Source organism: Pseudomonas kielensis, assembly GCF_030505375.1.
Taxonomy (GTDB): domain Bacteria; phylum Pseudomonadota; class Gammaproteobacteria; order Pseudomonadales; family Pseudomonadaceae; genus Aquipseudomonas; species Aquipseudomonas kielensis.
In genome coordinates, this window is the sequence record NZ_CP130043.1 from 2355168 (window position 1) to 2377141 (window position 21974).

Here is a 21974-nt window from a genome sequence, read left to right on the forward strand (position 1 = left end):
CTTGCTGGCCAAGCCAGGCGGCACGTTACACCTGGCCGTATTGTTGCCCATGGCGCAGCCAGCGATCCAGCAACGGGCTGACATGGTGCGGCCAGCGTTCCAGCAGCGCCTGGGCCGCGTCGCGCACCGCAGGTAGCAGGTCGGCGTCGCGCATCAGGTCGGCGACCTTGAATTGCAGCAGGCCGGTCTGGCGAGTGCCGAGCATTTCGCCGGGGCCACGCAGTTCGAGGTCCTTTTCGGCGATCACAAATCCGTCGTTGGTTTCGCGCATGATGCCCAGGCGTTGCCGGCCGATCTGCGACAGTGGCGGATGGTAGAGCAGCACGCAGTGGCTGGCGGCGCTGCCCCGGCCTACCCGGCCACGCAGTTGGTGCAATTGCGCCAGGCCCAGGCGTTCCGGATTTTCGATGATCATCAAGCTGGCATTGGGCACGTCGACCCCGACTTCGATCACCGTGGTGGCTACCAGCAGTTGCAGGGCAGCGGCCTTGAACTCGGCCATCACCGCGGCCTTTTCCGCAGGCTTCATGCGGCCGTGGATCAGCCCCACTTTCAATTCGCCGAGGGCGGCGGTGAGGTCGGCAAAGGTGGTCTCGGCCGCCTGGCAGGTGAGTTCCTCCGATTCCTCGATCAGGGTGCACACCCAATACGCCTGGCGTCCTTCGGCACAAGCCCCGCGTACGCGCTCGATGACTTCGACGCGGCGCGTGTCGGTGACCAGCACGGTATTGACCGGGGTACGACCGGGCGGCAGTTCGTCGAGGATCGAGGTGTCGAGGTCGGCGTAGGCGCTCATGGCCAGGGTCCGTGGAATCGGCGTGGCGGTCATGATCAACTGGTGTGGGCACATCCGCCCGCCCACGCCTTTCTGGCGCAGCGCCAGGCGTTGCTGGACGCCGAAGCGGTGTTGTTCGTCGATGATCACCAGCGCCAGGTTCTTGAACTGCACTTCGTCCTGGAACAGCGCGTGGGTGCCGACCACCATGGGCGTACCGCTGGCGATCTGCTCCAGGGCGGCGACGCGGTTCTTGCCCTTGAGCTTGCCGGCCAGCCAGGCGACTTCCAGGCCCAGGGGCTCGAGCCAGCGCTTGAAGGTGATGAAGTGTTGTTCGGCGAGAATCTCGGTGGGCGCCATCAGCGCCACCTGGTAGCCGGCCTCCAACGCTTGCAGGGCGGCGAGGGCGGCGACTACGGTCTTGCCGGCGCCGACATCGCCCTGGATCAGCCGCAGCATGGGCTCTTGCTGGCTCATGTCGTAAGCGATTTCATTGCCCACCCGTTGCTGCGCGCCGGTCGGCGGGAAGCCCAGGTTGGCCAGGTATTGGGCCGGTAACCGGCTGGCCTTGGGCATGGCCGGCGCGCGGAGCGAGCGCATGCTTTCGCGCAGGCGCTGTTGCGACAGTTGATGGGTCAGCAACTCTTCGAATGCCAGGCGATGTTGCGCCCAGTGGTGGCCCAGGGCGAGTTCGTCGACATCGGCATCGGCGGGTGGGTGATGCAGGTAGCGGATGGCGTCGTCCAGCGGCGCCAGTTGGTAGTCGCGCGCCAGTTCGTTGGGCAACCAGTCCGGCAGGCTGCTGGGGCCGAGCAGGGTCAGGGTTTGCTGGCACAGTTGGCGCAAACGCTGCTGGGTCAGGCCTTCGGTGAGCGGGTAGACCGGGGTCAGGGTTTCATCCACCGGCGGCGGTTCGTCGCCGGTGATGGCGCGGTATTCCGGGTGGTAGATCTCAAGCCCCGACGCGCCGGGCCGCGCTTCGCCGTAGCAGCGCAGGCGGGTGCCGCGTTTCAGGCCTTCCTTTTGCGCGTTGCTGAAATGGTAGAAGCGCAGGCTCAGGCTGCCGGTGCCGTCCTGCAGGCGTACTACCAGGCTGCGGCGCCGGCCCATGACCACGTCGGCGCCGCTGACGGTGCCTTCGATGACCGCGTCCTGCCCGGGCCGCAAATGACCGATGGGCACCACCCGGGTGCGGTCCTGATAGCGCAGCGGCAGGTGGAACAGGACGTCCTGGAGGTTCTCCAGGCCGACCTTGGCGAGTTTCTCGGCCATGGCTTCGCCGACACCCTTGAGTGCCGTGACCGGCACTTGCGACAGCTCAGTCATGGCGAACGCTTAACCCGCAGCCGTGGCCGGCTTGGCCACCGAGCAGAGGCGGATCGAGTCGGCGAGGATTTCGATCGCTTTGGGCCGTGGGAAGCTGGCGCGCCAGGCGATGGCCACGGTGCGAAATGGCACGGGTGGGGTCAGCGGGCGGACTTCGATCACGCCGGGGGCGTAGTGGTGGCTGTCGACGGCCGAGAGCGGCAGGATCGAGATGCCCAGGCCCGAGGCCACCATGTGGCGGATGGTTTCCAGTGAACTGGACTCGACGGTGGTGTGCTTGGCGCCGTCGTTGCCCTTGGCCAGGGTCGGGCAGGCTTCGAGGACCTGGTCGCGGAAGCAGTGACCTTCACCGAGCAGCAGCAGGCTCTTGTCGTTGAGCAGGCTGGCGTCGATGGTGTCTTTCTGGGTCCAGGGGTGCTGGGCCGGCATCAGGACGTAGAACGGCTCGTCGTAGAGCTGCAGGGTCAGCACGTCGGCTTCGTTGAACGGCAGGGCGATGATGATTGCGTCGAGCTCGCCATTGCGCAGCTTGTCGCGCAGCACGTGGGTGAAGTTTTCTTCGATGTACAACGGCATCTGCGGGGCGACCCGGTGCAGTTGTGGAATCAGATGCGGGAACAGATACGGACCGACGGTGTAGATCGCCCCGACCTTGAGCGGCGCGGTCAGCTGGTTCTTGCCAGCCTGGGCCAGTTCACGGATGCCCTGGGCCTGTTCCAGGACCTTCTGCGCCTGGGCGACGATGCCTTCGCCGACCGGGGTCAGGCGCACCGCGCTTTTGCTGCGCTCGAAAATCAGCACACCGAGTTCGTCTTCAAGCTTTTTCACGCCCACCGACAGGGTCGGTTGACTGACGTGGCAGCGTTCAGCCGCGTGGCCGAAATGCTGTTCTTGGGCGAGGGTAACGATGTAGCGTAATTCTGTGAGGGTCATAGCGGGCGTCCATGAAGTTGCGGGCCAAGCATACCGGCTGCAATCGATAGACGCACGTTATCAGACTGAGTGTGTCGAGTGACACTGGGCAATGCATCTTTGCCGTTGCCGGATATGCAGAAGGCACCTTTCGGTGCCTTCCTTGCAGGGCATTGTGTTGCTTAACGGCGCTTCTTCTCCAGCGAATACACAAACGGTGCGACGATTTCGATCGAGCCGTTGTTGAGCATATCGGCCGGTGGCTTGGGCAGGGGCTGGGCGCGGCGGATCATTTCCAGGGTGGCCCGGTCCAGATCGGCGTTACCGGAGCGTCCTACCAGCTCATAGGACAACACCTTGCCTTCGGCATCGACCACAAACCGCAAGCGGTTCAGGCCTTCCTTGCCGCGTGCCTGGGCGCCCGGCGGGTACTTCTTGTACTTCTGCAGGTGCGCCAGCAGCGAGCCTTGCCAACTGGCCTTGGCGGCATTTTGTGCTGCCGTTGGGCCGGGGTTGGGCTGCGCCGATGTGGCGGGCGGTACGTTGCTTGGCTGGGCCTCGGACGGTGGCGAGTCCGAAGGCTTTTCCTTCACCGGCTCAGGCTTTTTCTCTACCGGTTTGGGCGGCTGAGGCTTGGGCTTGGGTTTTGGCTTGGGCACCGAGATGGTCGGTTTTGGCGCCTCGGCCAGTTTTGGCAGTGGCAGTTCTTCTACCGGTGTCGGCGGTTGGGGTGGCGTTACGACCTTGGGCGGTGCCGGTTGAGGTGGCGCCGGAACAGGCGCCAACTCGACCAGCATCGCCATCGGCGGCAGCGTGACGGGGGGCGAGGACTTCCAGTTGAGCGCGAGGATTACCGCGACCGCGTGGACGCCGAGCACCACTGCCAGGCTAGCGCTGTAACGCGTCAGCTTTTGGCGCGTCGTGATCATTTTTTGGCTGCCGTCTCAAGTCCGACCAGGCCGACCTTCAGGTAACCGGCTGCCCGCAGGGCGTCCATTACGTGCATCAGGTCGCCATAGTCCACGCCTTTGTCGGCCTGGAAGAAGATGGTGGTGTCCTTCTTGCCCTGGGTGCGAGCATCGAGGGTCGCGCCGAGGGTCTCGGCCTTGACTTCGTCTTCGCCCAGGTACAGCCGTTGGTCGGCCTTGACGCTGAGGAACACCGGCTTTTCCGGCCTCGGCGCCGGCTTGGCGCTGGAGGCGGGCAGGTCAACCTTGATGTCCACGGTGGCCAGCGGGGCCGCCACCATGAAGATGATCAACAGCACCAGCATCACGTCGATGAACGGCGTGACGTTGATTTCGTGGTTCTCGGCGAGGTCGTCGCTCGCGCCTTCCTTCAAATGCAGGCCCATGACTGATTACCCTACTTTGACCATATGCGGCTGCGAGGAGCGCTCGCTTGGCAGGTGATCGAGGTCGCGGCTGACCAGCAGCAGGACTTCAGCGGAGGCGTCGGAGACCTGAGCCTTGTAGCCGGCGATGGAGCGGGCGAAGACGTTGTAGATGACCACGGCGGGGATTGCCGCCACCAGGCCCAGTGCCGTTGCCAGCAGGGCTTCGGCGATGCCTGGGGCGACCACGGCGAGGTTGGTGGTCTGGGTCTTGGCGATGCCAATGAAGCTGTTCATGATGCCCCACACGGTACCGAACAGACCGACGAAGGGGGCGGTGGAACCGATGGTGGCCAGCACGCCGGTACCGTTGCTCATGTTGCGACCACAGGCCGCGACCAGGCGCTCCAGGCGGAAGCTGACACGTTCCTTGATGCCTTCCTTCTCACGGCTGTTGGCCGACAGGCGCATTTCTTCCAGGGCGTCGTGGACGAGCAGGTTGGCCAGGGTCCCGGCCTTGGTGGCAGTGGCGCTGGCTTCCCTGAGGGTGGTGGCCTTTTTCAGGTGAGTGATTTCAGTGCGCAGGCGACGCTTGGCAGCCATCAGCTCGTAGCCCTTGGCGATCCAGATGGTCCAGGTGATGATCGAGGCGATGGCCAGGCCGATCATCACGATTTTCACGATGATGTCGGCGTTCTGGTACATGCCCCACGGCGACAGGTCATGGGCCATGCCCAGGGTGTTGTCAGCTTCCAGGACTTGCGGCTCGTCAGCGGCCGGTGCGTCGGTCGCCAGGGCCGGGTCGGTAACGACCGGCGTCACGGTGGGCGCTGCGTGGTCGGCGGCTGGTGCAGGGGCTACTGCTGCGGCTGGCGCGGTGGCGGAGGTCGGCTCATCGGCGAACGCGGCGGTGGGGGCCAGCAGGAGACTGAACACCAGTGCGGCGACGGCGCTCAAGGCGCGCAGCGGGCGGATGGGTGTGGTTGGCGAAGCGGAGAGTGGATTACGTGTCATGCTGGCCGGACCTGAGAGAAAAAGAGGGTTAATGTCCTTCCAGGCCTCGTGGGGCCGAGAACAAAGTGGCGGGCATTATTGCAATTAATTCTTGTTAACAGAAGTAATAGCGTCTCTTTTTTTCTTCTATTACTAGCCGCTCGTCCATTGTCGAAGCTAGTCTGTGCCTTTATCAGGGGAGTTATTTGATGTCCGCGCCTAGTGTGTTGATCGCCGGTTGTGGTGATGTCGGCGGCCGTCTGGCCGAGCAAATGCTGGCAAAAGGCTGGCAGGTCTATGGGTTGCGCCGCACCATTGCCAACCTGCCGGCTGGGGTGATCGGGGTCGCCGGTGACCTGTTCAACGAAGATTGCCCGGAGACCTGGCCCGTCGGCGCAGTGGACTACCTGGTGTATTGCGCGGCGGCCACCGATCACGATGAGGCGGGCTATCGTGCGGCCTATGTGCAGGGCCTGCGGAATGTGTTGGGCTGGCTGGACGACTACGGCCAGGTGCCCGAGCGCTTGCTGTTTGTTTCCAGCAGCAGTGTCTACGAGCAGCAGGACGGTGGTTGGGTCGATGAAACCTCAGCGGCCAAGGCCTCGGCCTATTCCGGACGGGTGATGCTGGAGGCCGAGCAGGTAGCGCTGGGTAGCGGCATCCCGGCCAGCGTGGTGCGCTTGACCGGTATCTACGGCCCGGGCCGTGAGTGGCTGTTGACCCAGGTGCGTCGTGGCTATCGCGTGGCCGTCGACCCGCCGCTGTATGGCAACCGGATTCATGCCGATGACGCGGCCGGTCTGCTGGCGTTCTTGCTCAATGCCGATCAACAGGGTGTGGCGCTGGACGATTGCTACATCGGCGTCGACGATGCGCCGGCCCCGCTGGCCGAGGTGGTGGCGTGGCTGCGCGAATACCTGGGCGTGACGGAGTGGGCCGAGGACGCCAGCGTGCGGCGTACCGGCAGCAAGCGATGCAGCAATGCGCGCGCCAGGGCATTGGGCTGGGCGCCGCACTATCCAAGCTACCGTGAAGGTTATGGGGCGATTCTGGCAGGCAAGGCCTGAGGCGGGAGCGAGCCGGGTGGGATTCCGGCTGCGCGCGATGCACGTCAACGACTACGTGTGCTGCTTGAATCCATGCGTTGGCGTTGAGTTCATCGCGAGCGAGCTCGCTCCCACCGTTACCTAACGGCTTACTGCTTTTCCAGGGCCCATTGACGGGTGCCCGGGGAGAACGACGGCTTTTCATCGGCTTGCGCGCCGTTGACGGCCTGGAAAATCTCCATGTCATCGCCCTTGCGGGTAAAGATCCATGGGTTGCCCTGTTCGTTGAGTTGCAGCCAGATGGTGTCATTGCCACCACTCATCGACGCGCAATCGCCGGCCAGGCACAAGGCGTAGCGATCGGCACCCGGCAAGCCCTGCACGGAGCCGTCGGCCTGGAACTGCACAGTATTGCCTTCTCCAGGTCCGTTGACGATCTTCCAGCCGCCGCCCAGGTAGGCCGAATAAAGTGCGCGCTCAAAGCTGGCACCCAGCGGGGCGCCTGCGGGAACGGCTTCCTTGGGCAGGTCAAACGTCTGCTCCGGCTCATTGTCGTTGGCCGCTTGTTGCAGTCGTTTACCGTCGCGTTTCAATTCGCTGCCGGAGCTGCCGTACACCTCGATCTTCCAGGTGCCGGATTGCTCGCCGAGGATCTTGCCCTCGATGTTTTCAAAGCCGTTGGTGTAGCGCGCCTGGCTGGCCTTGGTGTTGACGTCCCATTCCAGGTTCGGGCCATTGGCTTGCAGGGCTTCACGCAGCGGAACGCCCTTGGCTGCGGCATCGATCGCCGCCTGGTTGATCCACGTGCCGCTGATGTCGCGGTCGGCAGGGTCACTGGCACAGCCGCCGAGCAGCATCGCAAGCAACGAGAGAGCTAGCGCTTTGCGCATGAGGAAATCCTTTGGGAGCGGGGTCGGCGTTACCTGTCAGGTAACGCCGCGCGTGTTACTCGATTACCAGAATGGCGTCCATTTCAACCTGGGAGCCCTTAGGCAGGGCAGCCACGCCGATGGCGGCGCGGGCAGGGTAAGGCTGGTCGAAGTACTTGCCCATGATCTCGTTGACCTTGGCGAAGTGGCTCAGGTCGGTGAGGAAGATGTTCAGCTTGACGATGTCCTTGAACGAACCGCCGGCAGCTTCTGCAACGGCCTTGAGGTTCTCGAACACCTGGACGGTCTGGGCTTCGAAGCCTTCGACCAGTTCCATGGTTTTTGGATCGAGGGGGATCTGACCGGACATGTAGACGGTGTTGCCGGCCTTGATCGCCTGGGAATAAGTGCCGATAGCGGCTGGGGCCTTGTCGCTGGTGATAACAGTCTTGGTCATTGATGACTCCTTGTAATGGCTTGGCTACGTTGGCGAGCTATGCACGCATGCGGGTGATGCGGATCACCCCGGTCAGGGCGCGCAGTTTCTTGATCACGCGGGCCAGGTGCACGCGGTCGTGCACGCTGACCACCAGTTGAACCACGCTGATGCGACCATCGCGTTCGTCCATGCTGATTTTCTCGATGTTGCCGTCGGCGGCATTGACGCTGCTGGCCAACAGGGCGATCAGGCCGCGCTGGTGTTCCAGTTCGACGCGCAACTCGACGTTGAATTCGCCGGTGACATCCTTGGCCCACGACAACTGGATGCATTTTTCCGGGTTGTGGCGGATTTCGCTGATGTTGCGGCAGTTGTCCAGGTGCACGACCATGCCTTTGCCCGCGGACAGATGGCCGACGATCGGGTCGCCCGGAATCGGCGTGCAGCACTTGGCGTAGCTGAGCACCAGGCCTTCGGTACCGCGGATTGCCAGCGGACCTTCCGGGCTGGGCAGTTGTTCGCCTTCGCCCAGCAGGCGGCGAGCCACGACATAGGCCATACGATTGCCCAGGCCGATGTCTTCGAGCAGGTCTTCGATCAGTTCGAGGCGGTACTCGGTGAGCATTGCCTTGACCCGCTCGGCAGGGATTTTTTCCAGCGAGCTGTCAAAGCCGTTGAGCACCTTGTTCAGCAAGCGTTCGCCGAGGCTGATGGACTCGGAACGGCGTTGCAGTTTCAGCGCATGGCGGATGTGGGTACGGGCTTTGCCGGTGACCACGAAATTGAGCCACGCCGGGTTTGGTCGGGCGCCCGGGGCGCTGACGATCTCGACCGTGGAGCCGCTTTGCAGGGGCTCGGACAGCGGCGCCAGACGGCGGTTGATCCGGCAGGCGATGCAGCTGTTGCCGACGTCGGTGTGCACCGCGTAGGCGAAGTCGACCGCCGTGGAGCCTTTGGGCAGCTCCATGATCCGGCCTTTGGGCGTGAACACGTAGACCTCGTCCGGGAACAGGTCGATCTTCACGCTTTCAATGAATTCCAGCGAGTTGCCGGCGCGTTGCTGCATTTCCAGCACGCCCTTGACCCACTGGCGGGCGCGGGCATGGGTGCCTTTTGGCTGCTCGTCACCGCTGGACTTGTACAGCCAGTGCGCGGCGATGCCATTGTTGGCCATCTCTTCCATTTCACGGGTACGGATCTGGATCTCGATCGGTACGCCGTGCATGCCGAACAGCGTGGTGTGCAGCGACTGGTAGCCGTTGGCTTTGGGGATCGCGATGTAGTCCTTGAAGCGCCCCGGCAGCGGTTTGTACAAATTATGTACAGCACCTAACACGCGGTAGCAGGTGTCGACCTTGTCGACGATGATCCGGAACGCGTAGACGTCCATGATCTCGTTGAAGGCCCGACGTTTGCCGCGCATTTTTTTGTAGATGCCGTAGAGGTGTTTCTGCCGGCCACTGACTTCGCCCTGGATTTCATCGATCGCCAGGCAGTGGCTCAAGGACTCTTCGATTTTGTTGACGATTTCCTTGCGGTTGCCCCGGGCGCGTTTGACGGCCTGGTAGATCCGCGCGGAACGCATCGGGTGCATGGCCTTGAAGCCGAGGTCTTCGAACTCTATGCGGATGGCGTGCATGCCCAGCCGGTTGGCGATGGGGGCATAGATTTCCAGGGTTTCCTTGGCGATGCGCCGGCGTTTTTCACCGGACAGCACCTCCAGCGTGCGCATGTTGTGCAGGCGGTCGGCCAGCTTGACCAGGATCACGCGAATGTCGCGCGCCATGGCCATGGCCATTTTCTGGAAGTTTTCCGCTTGGGCTTCGGCCTTGGTCTCGAAATTCATCTGGGTCAGTTTGCTGACCCCGTCGACCAGTTCGGCCACGGTTTCGCCGAACTGCGCTTGTAGCGCTTCCTTGGCAATACCGGTGTCTTCGATCACGTCATGCAGCATTGCTGCCATCAGGCTCTGATGGTCCATGTGCATGTCGGCAAGAATATTCGCCACCGCAAGAGGGTGCGTGACGTACGCCTCGCCGCTACGGCGGCGTTGGCCGTCGTGGGCTTGTTCGGCGTAGAAGTACGCTCGGCGGACCAGGTTGACCTGGTCATTGCCGAGGTAGGTCGATAAGCGATCGGCGAGGGCGTCTATGCTCGGCATGATGACTCCTGCCGATGGCTGTGATCCCGCGCCGTGCTACGTCGACCAGGCATAGGCTTAGACGGCCTCGTTGGACTCGTCCTCGAACGCTGCGAACAGCGGTTCGTCTTCGACGATTTCAGCATTGGCGATGAACTCGTAGCTCATCAGGCCTTCGGCGATTTCACGCAGGGCGACAACGGTAGGCTTGTCGTTTTCCCACTGGACCAGTGGCTCTTTGCCGCCGGTGGCCAGTTGACGGGCACGCTTGGTAGAGAGCATGACCAGCTCAAAGCGGTTTTCCACGTGTTCTAGGCAGTCTTCAACGGTTACGCGGGCCATGGTATTCCTCGGAGCGAATGCAATATGCGCGCTGCCCGGTTGGGCGAGCGGACTCAACAGTTTAAAAAATCACCAGCGATTAGGGAAGCGCTGATTTTTTAACCAAGCTCTTCAACGCGCTGCAAGTGCCAATGTAAAGCCCTTGCAGCGGTTTTGGGAAGTGCTGTTTCAGCCCAGTAATTCAGCCAGCAACATACCGAAACGCACCTGTTGGCGCTTCTGTTGCAATTGATTGGCACGGAAAATCGCCTTCAAGTCATCCAGCGCGTGGGAGAAATCGTCATTGATGATCAGGTAGTCGTACTCGACATAGTGGCTCATTTCGTTGACGGCTTCACGCATCCGGTTGGCAATGATCTCGTCGCTGTCCTGGCCACGGTTGGTCAGACGCTGGTGCAAGGCTTGCAGCGATGGCGGCAGAATGAAAATTGAACGCGCCTGGGGCATCAGCTTGCGCACTTGCTCGGCGCCTTGCCAGTCGATCTCCAGAATCAGGTCGTGACCTTCGTCCAGCGTTTGCTGCAGATGGCTTTGCGAGGTGCCGTAGAAGTTGCCGAATACTTCGGCGCGCTCCAGGAAATCGCCGTGTTCGCCCATTTTCACAAAGGCTTCGCGGGTCACGAAGTGATAGTTCACGCCGTCCACTTCGCCCGGACGCATGGCGCGGGTGGTGTGGGAAATCGATACGCGAATCTCCGGGTTGGTGTCGGTCAGGGCCTTGACCAGGCTGCTCTTGCCCGCGCCCGAGGGGGCGGAAATGATGTACAGGGTGCCAGTGCTGTGGGTCATGTCGGGGTAGCCTTACTCAATGTTCTGCACTTGTTCGCGCATTTGCTCGATCAACACTTTGAGGTTGACCGCAGCCTGGGTGCTGCGCGGGTCGAAGGCTTTGGAGCCCAGGGTGTTGGCTTCGCGGTTGAGCTCCTGCATCAGGAAGTCCAGGCGCCGGCCGGCGGCACCGCCGGACTTGAGGACGCGGCGAACTTCAATGATGTGGGTGCTCAGGCGATCCAGTTCTTCGGCAACGTCGCTCTTTTGCGCGAGCATGACCATTTCCTGCTCCAGGCGTTGCGGGTCGAGTTCGGCCTGCATGTCGGCGAAGCGGTCGAGGACTTTCTGACGCTGGGTGGCGAGCATCTGCGGGACCAGCTCACGCAGGGTCACGACGTCTTCTTCAATGGCGCTCAGGCGCTCGTTGATCAGCCGTGCCAGCTCCGCGCCTTCGCGCTCGCGGCCGGCCTTGAGCTCCTTGAGGCCCTGGTTGAACAGCGCCAGTGCCTCGGCATTGAGCGCTTGTGGGTCGCTGGCGTCGGCCACCAGGACCCCCGGCCAGGCCAGCACTTCCAGCGGGTTGAGTGCCGCAGGATTGCTGATCAGGCTGGCAATGGTTTCGGCGGCGGCGATCAGTTGCGCGGCGCGCTCGCGATCAACCTGCAACGCCTTGCCGGTGGTTTCTTCGGTAAAACGCAGGGTGCACTCGAGCTTGCCACGCGACAGGCCCTGGCGTAGGGCCTCGCGCACATTGCCCTCGAGGTCACGAAAGGAGTCTGGCAGGCGCAGGTGCGGTTCCAGATAGCGGCTGTTGACCGAGCGCAGCTCCCAGCTCAGGGTGCCCTGGCTGCCGGCTTTTTCGACGCGGGCAAAGGCGGTCATGCTGTGCACCATGGCGGTACCTCGCGATGCAGATCGCCAGCGAACCCCGGGGTTCGGCGAACCTGCTTGAATGAATTAAAGCCCACAGGCAACAAAGGCGCAGGATTGTAGCGCAGTGCAGGGGGAGCTCCCAAACGAGGCGTGCGACAAAGCGCTGCAGCTCGTCGCAGCGTGCGCGGCAGAGCCCTCGCTCGTCGCCGGTTTTTTTTAGAAGTGCCCAGGCGTGCCCGGCCGCCCTATAATGCTCGGCAGATTTCCGTCCTTCGTACAGGTATCCCCTATGAAACGTCCAAGTGGTCGCGCTGCCGATCAGCTTCGCTCGATCCGCATCACCCGCAACTACACCAAACACGCCGAGGGATCTGTACTGGTCGAGTTTGGCGATACCAAGGTGATCTGCACCGTCAGCGTCGAGAACGGCGTACCGCGCTTCCTCAAGGGCCAGGGCCAGGGCTGGTTGACCGCCGAGTACGGCATGCTGCCGCGCGCCACCGGCGAGCGTAACCAGCGCGAAGCAAGCCGTGGCAAGCAAGGCGGCCGCACCCTGGAAATCCAACGCCTGATCGGCCGTTCGCTGCGCGCTGCGCTGGATATGTCCAAGCTCGGCGATGTGACCCTGTACGTCGATTGCGACGTGATCCAGGCCGACGGCGGTACCCGTACTGCCTCGATCACCGGCGCCATGGTGGCCCTGGTCGATGCCTTGAAAGTGATCAAGAAGCGTGGCGGCCTGAAAGGCGGCGACCCGCTCAAGCAAATGATCGCAGCCGTGTCGGTGGGCATGTACCAGGGCGAGCCAGTGCTGGACCTGGACTACCTGGAAGATTCGGCAGCCGAGACCGACCTGAACGTGGTGATGACCAGCACCGGTGGTTTCATCGAAGTGCAGGGCACCGCCGAAGGCGCGCCGTTCCAGCCTGAAGAGCTGACGGCGATGCTGGAGCTGGCGAAAAAAGGCATGGCCGAGATTTTCGACTTGCAACAGGCTGCGCTGGCGGACTGATTGTTCCGGTCGCCAGCAAGGAGAGCGTCATGAGTGATGAGCAACTACCGGTGCCCGCGCCGAGCCGTGAGGTTCGTCAGTGGGCGATGTTCTGCCATCTCTCGGCCTTGCTGGGGATCTGGGTGCCGTTCGGCTCACTGATCGGCCCGCTGATTCTGTGGCAGATGAAGCGTGAGATGGACCCGTTCGTCGACGATCAGGGCAAGGAGGCGCTGAACTTCCAGATCAGCGTGGCCATTGCCTCGGCCATATGCCTGCTGTTGATGGTGGTGGTGATCGGGTTCTTCCTGTTTGGCCTGCTGGCCATTGGCGCGCTGGTGCTGACCATCATTGCCGGGGTCAAGGCCAATGAGGGGCAGGTGTATCGTTACCCGTTCACCTGGCGGTTGATCAAGTAATAACCAGATGCAGTTCCTGTGGGAGCGGGCTTGCCCGCGATAGCGATCTGGCAGGCAGCACATGGGCTGAATGTCATAGCCTCATCGCGGGCAAGCCCGCTCCCACAAAAAAGCCGACATCGCTGTCGGCTTTTTTGTGTCTTGCGTATCGACGCCTAGATGGTCAGCGTCCAGTCGTAGTCCACGATCAACGGTGCGTGCTGCGAGAACCGCGGTTGACGGGGCAGACGTGCACTGCGAACAAAGCGGCGCAGGCCTGGGGTCAACAGCTGGTAGTCGAAGCGCCAGCCTAGGTTGAGCATCTCAGCCTGTTCGTTGTCTGGCCACCAGCTGTACTGGTCGCCTTCACGGCTGACTTCGCGCAGGGCGTCGACATAACCCATGTTGCCGACAATCTCGTCCATCCAGGCACGTTCAGGTGCCAGGAAGCCCGGGGATTGCTGGCTGTCGCGCCAGTTTTTGATATCCAGCTTCTGTTGCGCCACGTACAGCGAGCCACAATAAATGTACTCGCGCCGCTTGCGCCGCTGTTTATCCAGATAACGGGCGAAATCGTCCATTAGCTTGAACTTCTGGTTCAAGTCTTCATCGCCGTTCTGCCCCGAAGGGAGCAGCAAGGTCGCGATGCTGACCTTGTCGAAATCGGCTTGCAGGTAGCGCCCGTAGCGGTCGGCCGTCTCGAAACCGAGACCGCTGATGACAGCCTTCGGTTGCAGCCGCGAATACAAAGCCACGCCACCTTGGGCGGGGACTTCGGCATCGCAGGCATAAAGGAAGTAGCCATCCAGTTGGAAGGCTGGATCGTCCAGTTCAAAGGCGGAGGCGCGGGTGTCCTGCAGGCAGATGACGTCGGCATTCTGGGCTTGCAGCCAACTGAGCAAACCGCGCTCGACTGCCGCCTGAATACCATTGACGTTCACACTGATGATCCGCATAAATGGCCCCAAAAATCGCGTGCGTGTATGATACACGGCGTCAAGCTAATTAGCTAAATCCGTGGTATTTGGGGTTTTTTGCATGCAAGCGTATCAGCGCGATTTCATTCGTTTTGCCATCGATCGCGGCGTTTTGCGCTTCGGTGAGTTCACCCTGAAGTCCGGGCGTACCAGTCCTTACTTCTTTAATGCCGGCCTGTTCAACTCCGGCAGCGCCCTGGCGCAGCTGGGTCGCTTTTATGCGGCGGCCATCGTCGAGAGCGGTATTTCCTTCGACGTGCTGTTTGGCCCGGCGTACAAGGGCATCCCATTGGCGGCAACCACCGCCGTGGCGCTGGCCGAGCATCACAACCGTGACCTGCCATGGTGCTTCAACCGCAAGGAAGCCAAGGCCCACGGCGAAGGCGGCAGCCTGGTGGGCGCACCGCTGACCGGCGACGTGCTGATCATCGACGACGTGATCACCGCGGGCACCGCGATCCGTGAAGTGATGCAGATCATCGCTTCCCAGGACGGCGCCAAGGCTGCTGGCGTGTTGATTGCCCTCAACCGTCAGGAGCGCGGCAATGGTGAGCTGTCGGCGATCCAGGAAGTGGAGCGTGACTTCGGGATTCCGGTCATCAGCATCGTTTCGTTGAACCAGGTCCTGGAGTTCCTGGCCGACGATCCTCAGCTCAAGCAGCATCTGCCAGCCGTAGAAGCCTACCGCGCGCAGTTCGGCGTGTAGCCGTCGCCGGACAAAAAAAGACCCCGCTCAGCCTGGCTGAGCGGGGTCTTTTTACAGGTGCCAGCGCTTATGGGCGCTTGCGATTGCTGATCAGGGTGCCCACACCGGTATCGGTGAAGATTTCCAGCAGGATCGCATTGGGTACCCGGCCATCGATGATCAGCGAACTGCCCACGCCACCCTGTACCGCTTCCAGCGCGCAACGAATCTTCGGCAGCATGCCACCGTAGATGGTGCCGTCGGCGATCAGTTCGTCGACTTGCTGGGTCGTCAGGCCAGTCAGCACAGTGCCTGACTTGTCCATCAAGCCGGCGATGTTGGTCAGCAGCATCAGCTTCTCGGCTTTCAGCGCTTCGGCCACTTTACCGGCCACCAGATCGGCGTTGATGTTGTACGACTCGCCGTTGGCCCCTACGCCGATCGGCGCAATCACCGGAATGAAGTCGCCCTTGACCAGCAGGTTGAGCAGGTCGGTGTTGATCCCGACCACTTCGCCCACTTGCCCGATGTCGATGATTTCCGGCTGGGTCATCTCCGGCGTCTGGCGGGTGACAGTCAGCTTCTTCGCGCGAATCAGCTCGGCGTCCTTGCCGGTCAGGCCGATGGCGCTGCCGCCATGACGGTTGATCAGGTTGACGATGTCCTTGTTGACCTGGCCGCCGAGCACCATCTCCACCACGTCCATGGTCTGGGCGTCAGTCACCCGCATGCCGTCGATGAAATGACTCTCGATCGACAGGCGCTTGAGCAGGTCGCCGATCTGCGGGCCACCCCCGTGCACCACCACCGGGTTGATGCCCACGGCTTTCATCATCACGATGTCACGGGCGAAGCCAGTCTTGAGCTCCTCGCTTTCCATCGCGTTGCCGCCGTATTTGATCACCAGCGTCTTGCCGACATAGCGGCGAATATAAGGCAGCGCTTCGGACAGGACCTTGGCGGTGTTGGCGGCGGCTTCGCGTTCGAGGGTCATTCAGGGCTCCGGCACTTGTGTAAAAGGCGCTTCAAATAATCAAAACGGGAGTTGGAGGTCAGGTGCAACACGTTTCAGCTGAGCGTGGAACACATCCTTGATGCGCTGCAATTCGGCCTCGTCGTCAGCCTCGAAACGCAGCACCAGCACCGGTGTGGTGTTGGAGGCGCGAACCAGGCCCCAGCCTTTGGCGTAGTCGACTCGCACACCGTCAATGGTGGTCAGGTCGGCGCCGTCGCCCCACTGGGCGTCGTGCAGTGCATCAATGATGCTGAATTTGCTCTCTTCGGTCACATGGATATTGATTTCCGGCGTGGAAATATCGTTCGGGAAGGTCTCGAACAGTTCCTGAGCCGTGGATTTCTCCTGGCTGAGGATCTCCAGCAGGCGAGCGGCGCTGTAAATGCCGTCGTCAAAACCGAACCAGCGCTCCTGGAAGAAGATGTGCCCGCTCATTTCGCCAGCGAGCAGGGCACCGGACTGCTTCATTTTTTTCTTGATCAGCGAGTGGCCGGTTTTCCACATCAGTGGGCGACCGCCATATTCCTTGATCAGCGGGGTCAGGCGGCGGGTGCATTTGACGTCGAAGATGATCTCAGCGTCCGGGTTACGTGCGACCACGTCCTTGGCAAAGAGCATCAGCAGGCGGTCCGGGAACACGATGTCGCCGGTATTGGTCACCACGCCGACACGGTCACCGTCACCGTCGAAGGCCAGGCCCAGGTCGGCATTGGTTTGCTTGACCTTGGCGATCAGGTCCACCAGGTTTTCTGGTTTGCCCGGGTCCGGGTGGTGGTTGGGGAAGTTGCCGTCGACTTCGCAGAAGAGCGGGATTACTTCGCAATTCAGGGCTTCGATCAGTTGGGGGGCAATCACGCCGGCAGCGCCGTTGCCGCAGTCAACCACCACTTTCAGGCGGCGTGCGAGCTTGATGTCCTGGACAATCTGGGCGCTGTACCGATCGAGAATCTCGACCTTGGTGATGCTGCCCTGGCCGCTGGTCAGGTTGTTGCTTTTCAGGCGCTCGTGCAGGGCCTGAATCTGTTCGTTGGCCAGGGTGTCGCCAGCGATCACGATTTTGAAGCCGTTGTAGTCCGACGGGTTGTGGCTGCCGGTGAGCATCACCCCAGACTTGCCCGCGAGGACGTTGGCGGCGTAGTACAGCGCCGGAGTTGGCACCAGGCCGACGTCGCTGACATGGCAGCCAGCATCGGCCAGGCCCTGGATCAGTTGCTCAACCAGTTCCGGGCCGGACAGGCGGCCGTCACGGCCGACGCTGATGTTCGGTTCATCCTGGGCCAGGGTCTGGGCGCCGATGGCGCGACCGATCCAGTAAGCGGTTTCGGCGTTGAGGAATTTCGGTACGGTGCCGCGAATGTCATAGGCGCGAAAGATGCTGTCGGGAAGCGTCGGGGCAATCTTGCTTGGGGTGCTCATCTGCGGAAATGCTCCATTTCGAAAGTGGCAGGACAAACCGTCAATTCATTCGACGGCGGATTCAAACTGAAGGGTATGACGGCGTTTTCCACCCATAGTTCGTGGTATGAAAGGGCCATGATGCATCGTGGGGCGTGGCTTTGTTTCGCCAGTAGCTCGATTTTCGGCGTCAATCCGTTCATTCGAACCTGCCCCAGTCCGGGTCCCGCTATTTGGCGCCGGTGTGGCCGAAACCACCGACGCCGCGCTCGGTTTCAACGAACTCTTCAACCATCTCGAAATGCGCCTGCACGACCGGCACCAGCACCAATTGCGCCAGGCGTTCGCCGACCGTCATGGTGAATGCGCTCTGGCCGCGGTTCCAGCAGGACACCATCAGTGGGCCCTGGTAGTCGGAGTCGATCAGGCCGACCAGGTTGCCCAGCACGATCCCGTGCTTATGGCCCAGGCCCGAGCGCGGCAGGATCAGCGCGGCCAGGCCCGGATCGCCGATGTACACTGACAGGCCGGTAGGGATCAGCACCGTTTCGCCGGGCTGGATAATGGTGTCTTGTTCCAGCATGGCCCGCAGGTCAAGGCCGGCGGAACCAGGTGTGGCGTACTGGGGCAGCGGAAATTCGCTGCCGATGCGTGGGTCGAGGATCTTGGCTTGCAAAGCGTGCATACGAATTAAACCTGGTTCAGACGTTCGGCGATAAAAGTGATCAGTTGGCGGGCAATCTTGCCCTTGCTGGTCTGGGCGAAAAGGGTGGCGTGCAACTCACGGTCGATCACGCTGCAGGCGTTTTCCTCGCTGTTGAAGCCAATACTGGGGTTGGCCACGTCGTTGGCGACGATCAGGTCGAGGTTCTTGTCCTTGAGCTTGCGTGCGGCGTAATCGAGCAGGTGTTCGGTTTCGGCGGCGAATCCGACACTGAACGGACGGTCAGGTCGGGTGGCAATGGTGGCCAGAATATCTGGGTTGCGCACCATTTGCAGGACAAAGCCGTCGCCTGTCGTAGGGTCTTTCTTGAGTTTTTGCGGGGCGACGACTTCCGGGCGGTAGTCCGCAACCGCAGCGGACGCGATGAACAGGTCGCAAGGAATCGCGGCCTCGCAGGCGGCCAGCATGTCGCGGGCGCTGACCACATCGATGCGCGTCACCCGGTCCGGGGTCGGCAAGTGCACGGGGCCGGTGATCAGGGTCACGCGGGCACCGGCTTCCACCGCGGCTTCGGCCAGGGCAAAGCCCATTTTTCCGGAGCTGTGGTTGGTGATGTAGCGGACCGGGTCAATGTTTTCCTGGGTCGGACCGGCCGTGATCAGCACGTGCCGGCCGGTCAGCGCCTGGCGCTGGAAACAATCGGCCGCGCACTGGGCCAGGTCATCGGCCTCCATCATGCGGCCCATGCCGACGTCGCCGCAGGCCTGGCTGCCCGAGGCCGGGCCGAAGACCTTGAAGCCGCGGCTTTCAAGCAACTGGGTATTGGCCTGGGTGGCCGGGTCGCGCCACATTGCCTGGTTCATGGCTGGCGCCAGGGCGATGGTGGCGTCGGTGGCCAGGACCAGGGTGGTCAGCAGGTCGTTGGCAATGCCTTGGGCCAGGCGGGCAATCAGGTCCGCGGTGGCGGGGGCGATCAGTACCAGGTCAGCCCACTTGGCGAGCTCGATGTGGCCCATCGCGGCTTCGGCCGCCGGGTCCAGCAGGTCGAGGTGCACCGGGTGCCCGGAGAGGGCCTGCATGGTCAGCGGGGTGATGAACTCGCTGCCGCCGCGGGTCATGACCACGCGCACTTCGGCGCCCTGGTCGATCAGGCGGCGAACCAGTTCGGCGCTCTTGTAGGCAGCAATGCCGCCGCCGACGCCCAGAACGATGCGTTTCCGATACAGCCGCTGCATAGGTCTGCCTTTCAATTCGTTGGTGACATACGTGGCGAAACCCCCTCCCCAGGGAACAATCGCCCGCAAAAAAGATGGGCTACGATATCACAGCGACCGCTACGGAACAGCGGCGCCCATCGACAGGGAGGTGCTATGAGCATTCGAGATTGGCCGACGACAGAGCGGCCACGGGAGAAACTTCTGGAGCAGGGTTCGGCGAGCCTCTCCGACGCGGAATTGTTGGCGATCTTTCTGCGCACCGGGGTCGCCGGGAAAAGCGCGGTAGACCTGGCCAGGCACTTGCTGCAGCAGTTTGGCAGTTTGCGTAACTTGCTGGAGGCGGACCAGCAGACGTTCGCCGGCCAGTTGGGGTTGGGGCCGGCGAAATTCGCCCAATTGCAGGCGGTACTGGAGATGGCGCGTCGGCACTTGGCCGAGCACCTGCGCCAGGCCTCAGTACTCAAGAGCCCGATCGAGGTGCGCAACTACCTCAAGGCCATGCTGCGGCATGAGCCCCACGAGGTGTTTGCGTGTCTGTTCCTCGATTCCCGGCATCGGGTCCTGGCATTCGAGATCCTGTTTCGCGGCTCGATCGACACCACCAGCGTTCATCCGCGCCAGGTGGTCAAGCGCGCCCTGGCGCACAACGCGGCGGCGTTGATCCTGTGCCACAACCACCCCTCGGGAAACGCCGAGCCGAGCCCGGCCGACCGGGCGCTGACCAAGCGTTTGCAGGAGACGATGGAGTTGGTCGATGTGCGAGTGCTCGACCATTTCATCGTCGGTGACGGTGATCCGTTGTCGATGGCCGAGTATGGGTGGATCTAGGCGCCGAATGCGTCCCCCATCCATGGCCATGCGGGAGTAGTGCTCAGCACGCAGCGCTCCACCCGGACCGCTGCGTGAGGATTGAGTTTTTTCGCGAGCAAGCTCGCGCCTAGCGTTTGATTTTCGAGAAGTCCTGGCGGCCGAACGGGCTGACCGAGTAGCCCTGGATCTCCTTGCGGGTCAGGGCGTAGGCGGTCGGGTGGGCCAGGGGGAGCCACAGCGCCTGCTGCTGGATTTGCCCCTGGGCCTGCTCGTAGAGCTTGGTGCGCACGCCCTGCTCGGTGGTGGTCTTGCCGGCGTTGATCAGCTTGTCCAGGCCTTGATCGCAGTACCGTGCGAAGTTGGTCCCGGACTGCACGGCCGCGCAGGAGAATTGCGGGGTCAGGAAGTTGTCCGGATCGCCGTTGTCACCGGCCCAGCCCATGAACAGCAGGTCGTGCTCGCCGGCTTTGGCCCGACGAATCAGTTCGCCCCATTCGATCACGCGAATTTCCGCCTGAATCCCCAGTTCCGCCAAATCCGCCTGCAGCAATTGAGCGCCCAGGCTCGGGTTGGGGTTGAGCAGGCTGCCGGAAGGGCGGGTCCAGATGGTGGTCTTGAAGCCGTCCTTGAGTCCGGCCTTGGCCATCAGCGCGCGCGCCTTGGTGAGGTCCTTCGGATAGCCCGGCAGGTCCTTGGCATAGCTCCAGGTGTTGGGCGGGTAAGGGCCGTTGGCGGCTTGGGCGGTGTCTTCGAACACGGCCTTGAGGTAGCTGGCCTTGTCGAAGGCCAGATTGATCGCCTGGCGCACCTCCGGTTTGTCCAGCGGCGGATGCTGGCTGTTGATGGCGACGAAGGCGGTCATGAAGGCTGGCGTGCTCTCGACCTTGAGGCTCGGCTCCTGGGCGGCAGCCTGGACGTCCAGCGGTTTGGGCGACAGGGCGATCTGGCATTCGTTGCGCCGCAGTTTCTGCAGGCGCACGTTGGCGTCCGGGGTAATGGCGAACACCAGGGTGTCGATCGCGGGCTTGCCGGCGAAGTAGTCGCGGTTTGCCTTGTAGCGGATCGATGCGTCTTTCTGGAAACGTCCGAAAATGAACGGCCCAGTGCCGATCGGCTGGCTGTTGAGTTTCTCGGGTGTGCCCGCCTTGAGCAACTGATCGGCGTATTGCGCGGAGTAGATCGAGGCGAAACCCATGCTCAGTGTGGCGAGGAAGGTCGAGTCGGGGTGGTCGAGGGTGAAGCGAATGGTCAGCGGGTCGAGGGCGTCGATTTTCTTGATCAGCGCAGGCAGTCTGCATCGATTGGGCGTGAGGGAAGCCACTCTGGGCGATCTTGTGCCAGGGCTGTGCCGGATCCAGCATGCGGTCAAAGCTGAACTTCACGTCTTCGGCGGTCAGGGTGCGGCTCGGGTTGAAGTACTCGGTGCGATGGAACTTCACCTCCGGGCGCAGCTTGAAGACATAGATCAGGCCGTCGGCCGAGACTTCCCAGCTGTCAGCCAGGCTCGGCACGACCTTGCCACTGACGGTGTCAAAATCCACCAGGCGATTCATCAGCACGTCCGCCGAGGCGTTGGTGGTGGTCAGCGAGTTGTATTGAACGACGTCGAACCCTTCCGGACTGGCCTCGGTGCAGACGCTCAGGGCGGCAGCCTGGGCCAAAGGGCTCAGCAGCAGTGGGGCAAGCAACAGCGGTAGGGCAGCGAGGCGCATGTGTGGATTCCTTTGCAGATCGGAGGCCCATCTGCGAGTGCAGTCTGGAAAAGGCTTACCCTAGTGGCCTGCCAGGCAAATGACTATCCCCTTTTTTGATTTGTGTCCTGCTCGACGGTGCATGTTTTCGCCGTTTATTGCGCTTGGGCCGGGGCGAAATAGCGTAAGGTGGCGTGCCGGCACCCTCTGTGCGAGGGGGCAGGGTGTTGCTCTGCGACGAGCGGTCACTGCCATCGATAGCCTTTATCCAAGGCGTCTGGCGTCGTAAATCCGGGGTTTTTGAAAACTCTC

Annotated in this window: 20 protein-coding genes and 2 pseudogenes; 5 read left to right on the forward strand and 17 right to left on the reverse strand. The window is 62.3% G+C overall.

The window, feature by feature from the left end; translation table 11 throughout:
- Positions 1 to 25: 25 nt before the first annotated feature.
- The 5 genes from recG to exbB form a co-directional block, all read right to left on the reverse strand.
- Entirely contained in the window at positions 26 to 2101 is a 2076-nt protein-coding gene (gene recG, locus Q1W70_RS10840) for an ATP-dependent DNA helicase RecG (protein WP_166589299.1), read from the reverse strand.
- A 9-nt stretch (positions 2102 to 2110) separates the two neighbouring features.
- Positions 2111 to 3034 (reverse strand): hydrogen peroxide-inducible genes activator, encoded by a 924-nt coding sequence (locus Q1W70_RS10845; protein WP_095164903.1) that lies wholly within the window; start codon positions 3032 to 3034, stop codon positions 2111 to 2113.
- A 161-nt stretch (positions 3035 to 3195) separates the two neighbouring features.
- Complete coding sequence (locus tag Q1W70_RS10850; RefSeq protein ID WP_166589298.1) at positions 3196 to 3942, reverse strand: energy transducer TonB family protein; 747 nt, start codon at positions 3940 to 3942, stop codon at positions 3196 to 3198.
- Positions 3939 to 4367, reverse strand: a complete 429-nt coding sequence (exbD, locus tag Q1W70_RS10855; RefSeq protein ID WP_166589297.1) for a TonB system transport protein ExbD — start codon at positions 4365 to 4367, stop codon at positions 3939 to 3941. The genes Q1W70_RS10850 and exbD overlap by 4 nt, the downstream gene beginning before the upstream one ends.
- Before the next feature lie 6 nt (positions 4368 to 4373).
- Positions 4374 to 5360 carry a tonB-system energizer ExbB gene (exbB, locus tag Q1W70_RS10860; RefSeq protein WP_166589296.1) on the reverse strand — a complete coding sequence of 329 codons (987 nt, stop codon included), beginning with the start codon at positions 5358 to 5360 and terminating at the stop codon, positions 4374 to 4376.
- A 188-nt stretch (positions 5361 to 5548) separates the two neighbouring features.
- On the opposite strand from exbB, the gene Q1W70_RS10865 reads away from it, so the two are divergent.
- Entirely contained in the window at positions 5549 to 6406 is an 858-nt protein-coding gene (locus Q1W70_RS10865) for an SDR family oxidoreductase (protein ID WP_166589295.1), read from the forward strand.
- A 128-nt stretch (positions 6407 to 6534) separates the two neighbouring features.
- On the opposite strand, the gene Q1W70_RS10870 is transcribed toward Q1W70_RS10865, so the two are convergent.
- The 6 genes from Q1W70_RS10870 to Q1W70_RS10895 all read right to left on the reverse strand — a co-directional run bounded on the left by Q1W70_RS10870 (position 6535) and on the right by Q1W70_RS10895 (position 11840).
- Positions 6535 to 7275, reverse strand: coding sequence for a hypothetical protein (locus Q1W70_RS10870; RefSeq protein WP_166589294.1), 741 nt, complete (start codon positions 7273 to 7275; stop codon positions 6535 to 6537).
- A gap of 55 nt (positions 7276 to 7330) precedes the next feature.
- Positions 7331 to 7711 (reverse strand): RidA family protein, encoded by a 381-nt coding sequence (locus Q1W70_RS10875; protein ID WP_003229509.1) that lies wholly within the window; start codon positions 7709 to 7711, stop codon positions 7331 to 7333.
- 37 nt (positions 7712 to 7748) lie between these two features.
- Positions 7749 to 9854 (reverse strand): bifunctional GTP diphosphokinase/guanosine-3',5'-bis pyrophosphate 3'-pyrophosphohydrolase, encoded by a 2106-nt coding sequence (gene spoT, locus Q1W70_RS10880; protein ID WP_166589293.1) that lies wholly within the window; start codon positions 9852 to 9854, stop codon positions 7749 to 7751.
- A 57-nt stretch (positions 9855 to 9911) separates the two neighbouring features.
- Positions 9912 to 10175, reverse strand: a complete 264-nt coding sequence (gene rpoZ / locus Q1W70_RS10885; protein ID WP_003177259.1) for a DNA-directed RNA polymerase subunit omega — start codon at positions 10173 to 10175, stop codon at positions 9912 to 9914.
- Between the two features lie 168 nt (positions 10176 to 10343).
- Positions 10344 to 10964: a guanylate kinase gene (gmk, locus tag Q1W70_RS10890; RefSeq protein ID WP_166589292.1), complete on the reverse strand. Its 621-nt coding sequence runs from the start codon at positions 10962 to 10964 to the stop codon at positions 10344 to 10346.
- A gap of 12 nt (positions 10965 to 10976) precedes the next feature.
- On the reverse strand, positions 10977 to 11840 hold the full coding sequence (locus Q1W70_RS10895) for a YicC/YloC family endoribonuclease (RefSeq protein ID WP_302098819.1): 864 nt from the start codon (positions 11838 to 11840) through the stop codon (positions 10977 to 10979).
- A 268-nt stretch (positions 11841 to 12108) separates the two neighbouring features.
- Between Q1W70_RS10895 and rph the strand changes: the two genes are divergently transcribed.
- Positions 12109 to 12831 (forward strand): ribonuclease PH, encoded by a 723-nt coding sequence (gene rph / locus Q1W70_RS10900; protein ID WP_095164885.1) that lies wholly within the window; start codon positions 12109 to 12111, stop codon positions 12829 to 12831.
- A gap of 29 nt (positions 12832 to 12860) precedes the next feature.
- A complete protein-coding gene (locus Q1W70_RS10905) occupies positions 12861 to 13229 on the forward strand; it encodes a DUF4870 domain-containing protein (RefSeq protein ID WP_166589290.1) in 369 nt (122 codons plus the stop codon).
- Between the two features lie 155 nt (positions 13230 to 13384).
- Here the strand turns inward: Q1W70_RS10905 and crc are convergent, their stop codons facing one another.
- On the reverse strand, positions 13385 to 14164 hold the full coding sequence (gene crc, locus Q1W70_RS10910; RefSeq protein WP_003176915.1) for a catabolite repression control protein Crc: 780 nt from the start codon (positions 14162 to 14164) through the stop codon (positions 13385 to 13387).
- Positions 14165 to 14246: 82 nt separating this feature from the next.
- On the opposite strand from crc, the gene pyrE reads away from it, so the two are divergent.
- On the forward strand, positions 14247 to 14891 hold the full coding sequence (gene pyrE / locus Q1W70_RS10915; RefSeq protein WP_150638147.1) for an orotate phosphoribosyltransferase: 645 nt from the start codon (positions 14247 to 14249) through the stop codon (positions 14889 to 14891).
- 67 nt (positions 14892 to 14958) lie between these two features.
- Here pyrE and argB read toward each other — a convergent pair whose 3' ends face one another.
- From argB to coaBC, 4 genes and pseudogenes are all read right to left on the reverse strand, one after another.
- Positions 14959 to 15864: an acetylglutamate kinase gene (argB, locus tag Q1W70_RS10920; protein ID WP_095164880.1), complete on the reverse strand. Its 906-nt coding sequence runs from the start codon at positions 15862 to 15864 to the stop codon at positions 14959 to 14961.
- Positions 15865 to 15903: 39 nt separating this feature from the next.
- Positions 15904 to 17307: pseudogene (locus tag Q1W70_RS10925) on the reverse strand (phosphomannomutase/phosphoglucomutase); the annotation flags it as partial.
- 202 nt (positions 17308 to 17509) lie between these two features.
- Positions 17510 to 17965 carry a dUTP diphosphatase gene (gene dut, locus Q1W70_RS10930; RefSeq protein ID WP_166589288.1) on the reverse strand — a complete coding sequence of 152 codons (456 nt, stop codon included), beginning with the start codon at positions 17963 to 17965 and terminating at the stop codon, positions 17510 to 17512.
- Between the two features lie 5 nt (positions 17966 to 17970).
- Entirely contained in the window at positions 17971 to 19179 is a 1209-nt protein-coding gene (coaBC, locus tag Q1W70_RS10935; RefSeq protein ID WP_182342856.1) for a bifunctional phosphopantothenoylcysteine decarboxylase/phosphopantothenate--cysteine ligase CoaBC, read from the reverse strand.
- 135 nt (positions 19180 to 19314) lie between these two features.
- Between coaBC and radC the strand changes: the two genes are divergently transcribed.
- Positions 19315 to 19989, forward strand: a complete 675-nt coding sequence (gene radC, locus Q1W70_RS10940) for a RadC family protein (protein WP_166589286.1) — start codon at positions 19315 to 19317, stop codon at positions 19987 to 19989.
- A gap of 109 nt (positions 19990 to 20098) precedes the next feature.
- Here radC and Q1W70_RS10945 read toward each other — a convergent pair.
- A pseudogene (locus Q1W70_RS10945) lies at positions 20099 to 21683 on the reverse strand (ABC transporter substrate-binding protein).
- Positions 21684 to 21974: the final 291 nt, after the last annotated feature.

Bases quoted from the DNA above. Each gene is read 5' to 3' on its own strand.
- Q1W70_RS10905 (WP_166589290.1), top strand. From the start codon at position 12,861: ATGAGTGATGAGCAACTACCGGTGCCCGCGCCGAGCCGTGAGGTTCGT.
- coaBC (WP_182342856.1), bottom strand. From the start codon at position 19,179: ATGCAGCGGCTGTATCGGAAACGCATCGTTCTGGGCGTCGGCGGCGGC.
- radC (WP_166589286.1), top strand. From the start codon at position 19,315: ATGAGCATTCGAGATTGGCCGACGACAGAGCGGCCACGGGAGAAACTT.
- rpoZ (WP_003177259.1), bottom strand. From the start codon at position 10,175: ATGGCCCGCGTAACCGTTGAAGACTGCCTAGAACACGTGGAAAACCGC.
- dut (WP_166589288.1), bottom strand. From the start codon at position 17,965: ATGCACGCTTTGCAAGCCAAGATCCTCGACCCACGCATCGGCAGCGAA.
- Q1W70_RS10865 (WP_166589295.1), top strand. From the start codon at position 5,549: ATGTCCGCGCCTAGTGTGTTGATCGCCGGTTGTGGTGATGTCGGCGGC.
- Q1W70_RS10875 (WP_003229509.1), bottom strand. From the start codon at position 7,711: ATGACCAAGACTGTTATCACCAGCGACAAGGCCCCAGCCGCTATCGGC.
- Q1W70_RS10870 (WP_166589294.1), bottom strand. From the start codon at position 7,275: ATGCGCAAAGCGCTAGCTCTCTCGTTGCTTGCGATGCTGCTCGGCGGC.
- argB (WP_095164880.1), bottom strand. From the start codon at position 15,864: ATGACCCTCGAACGCGAAGCCGCCGCCAACACCGCCAAGGTCCTGTCC.
- recG (WP_166589299.1), bottom strand. From the start codon at position 2,101: ATGACTGAGCTGTCGCAAGTGCCGGTCACGGCACTCAAGGGTGTCGGC.
- Q1W70_RS10845 (WP_095164903.1), bottom strand. From the start codon at position 3,034: ATGACCCTCACAGAATTACGCTACATCGTTACCCTCGCCCAAGAACAG.
- exbB (WP_166589296.1), bottom strand. From the start codon at position 5,360: ATGACACGTAATCCACTCTCCGCTTCGCCAACCACACCCATCCGCCCG.
- exbD (WP_166589297.1), bottom strand. From the start codon at position 4,367: ATGGGCCTGCATTTGAAGGAAGGCGCGAGCGACGACCTCGCCGAGAAC.
- crc (WP_003176915.1), bottom strand. From the start codon at position 14,164: ATGCGGATCATCAGTGTGAACGTCAATGGTATTCAGGCGGCAGTCGAG.
- Q1W70_RS10895 (WP_302098819.1), bottom strand. From the start codon at position 11,840: ATGGTGCACAGCATGACCGCCTTTGCCCGCGTCGAAAAAGCCGGCAGC.
- Q1W70_RS10850 (WP_166589298.1), bottom strand. From the start codon at position 3,942: ATGATCACGACGCGCCAAAAGCTGACGCGTTACAGCGCTAGCCTGGCA.
- gmk (WP_166589292.1), bottom strand. From the start codon at position 10,964: ATGACCCACAGCACTGGCACCCTGTACATCATTTCCGCCCCCTCGGGC.
- rph (WP_095164885.1), top strand. From the start codon at position 12,109: ATGAAACGTCCAAGTGGTCGCGCTGCCGATCAGCTTCGCTCGATCCGC.
- spoT (WP_166589293.1), bottom strand. From the start codon at position 9,854: ATGCCGAGCATAGACGCCCTCGCCGATCGCTTATCGACCTACCTCGGC.
- pyrE (WP_150638147.1), top strand. From the start codon at position 14,247: ATGCAAGCGTATCAGCGCGATTTCATTCGTTTTGCCATCGATCGCGGC.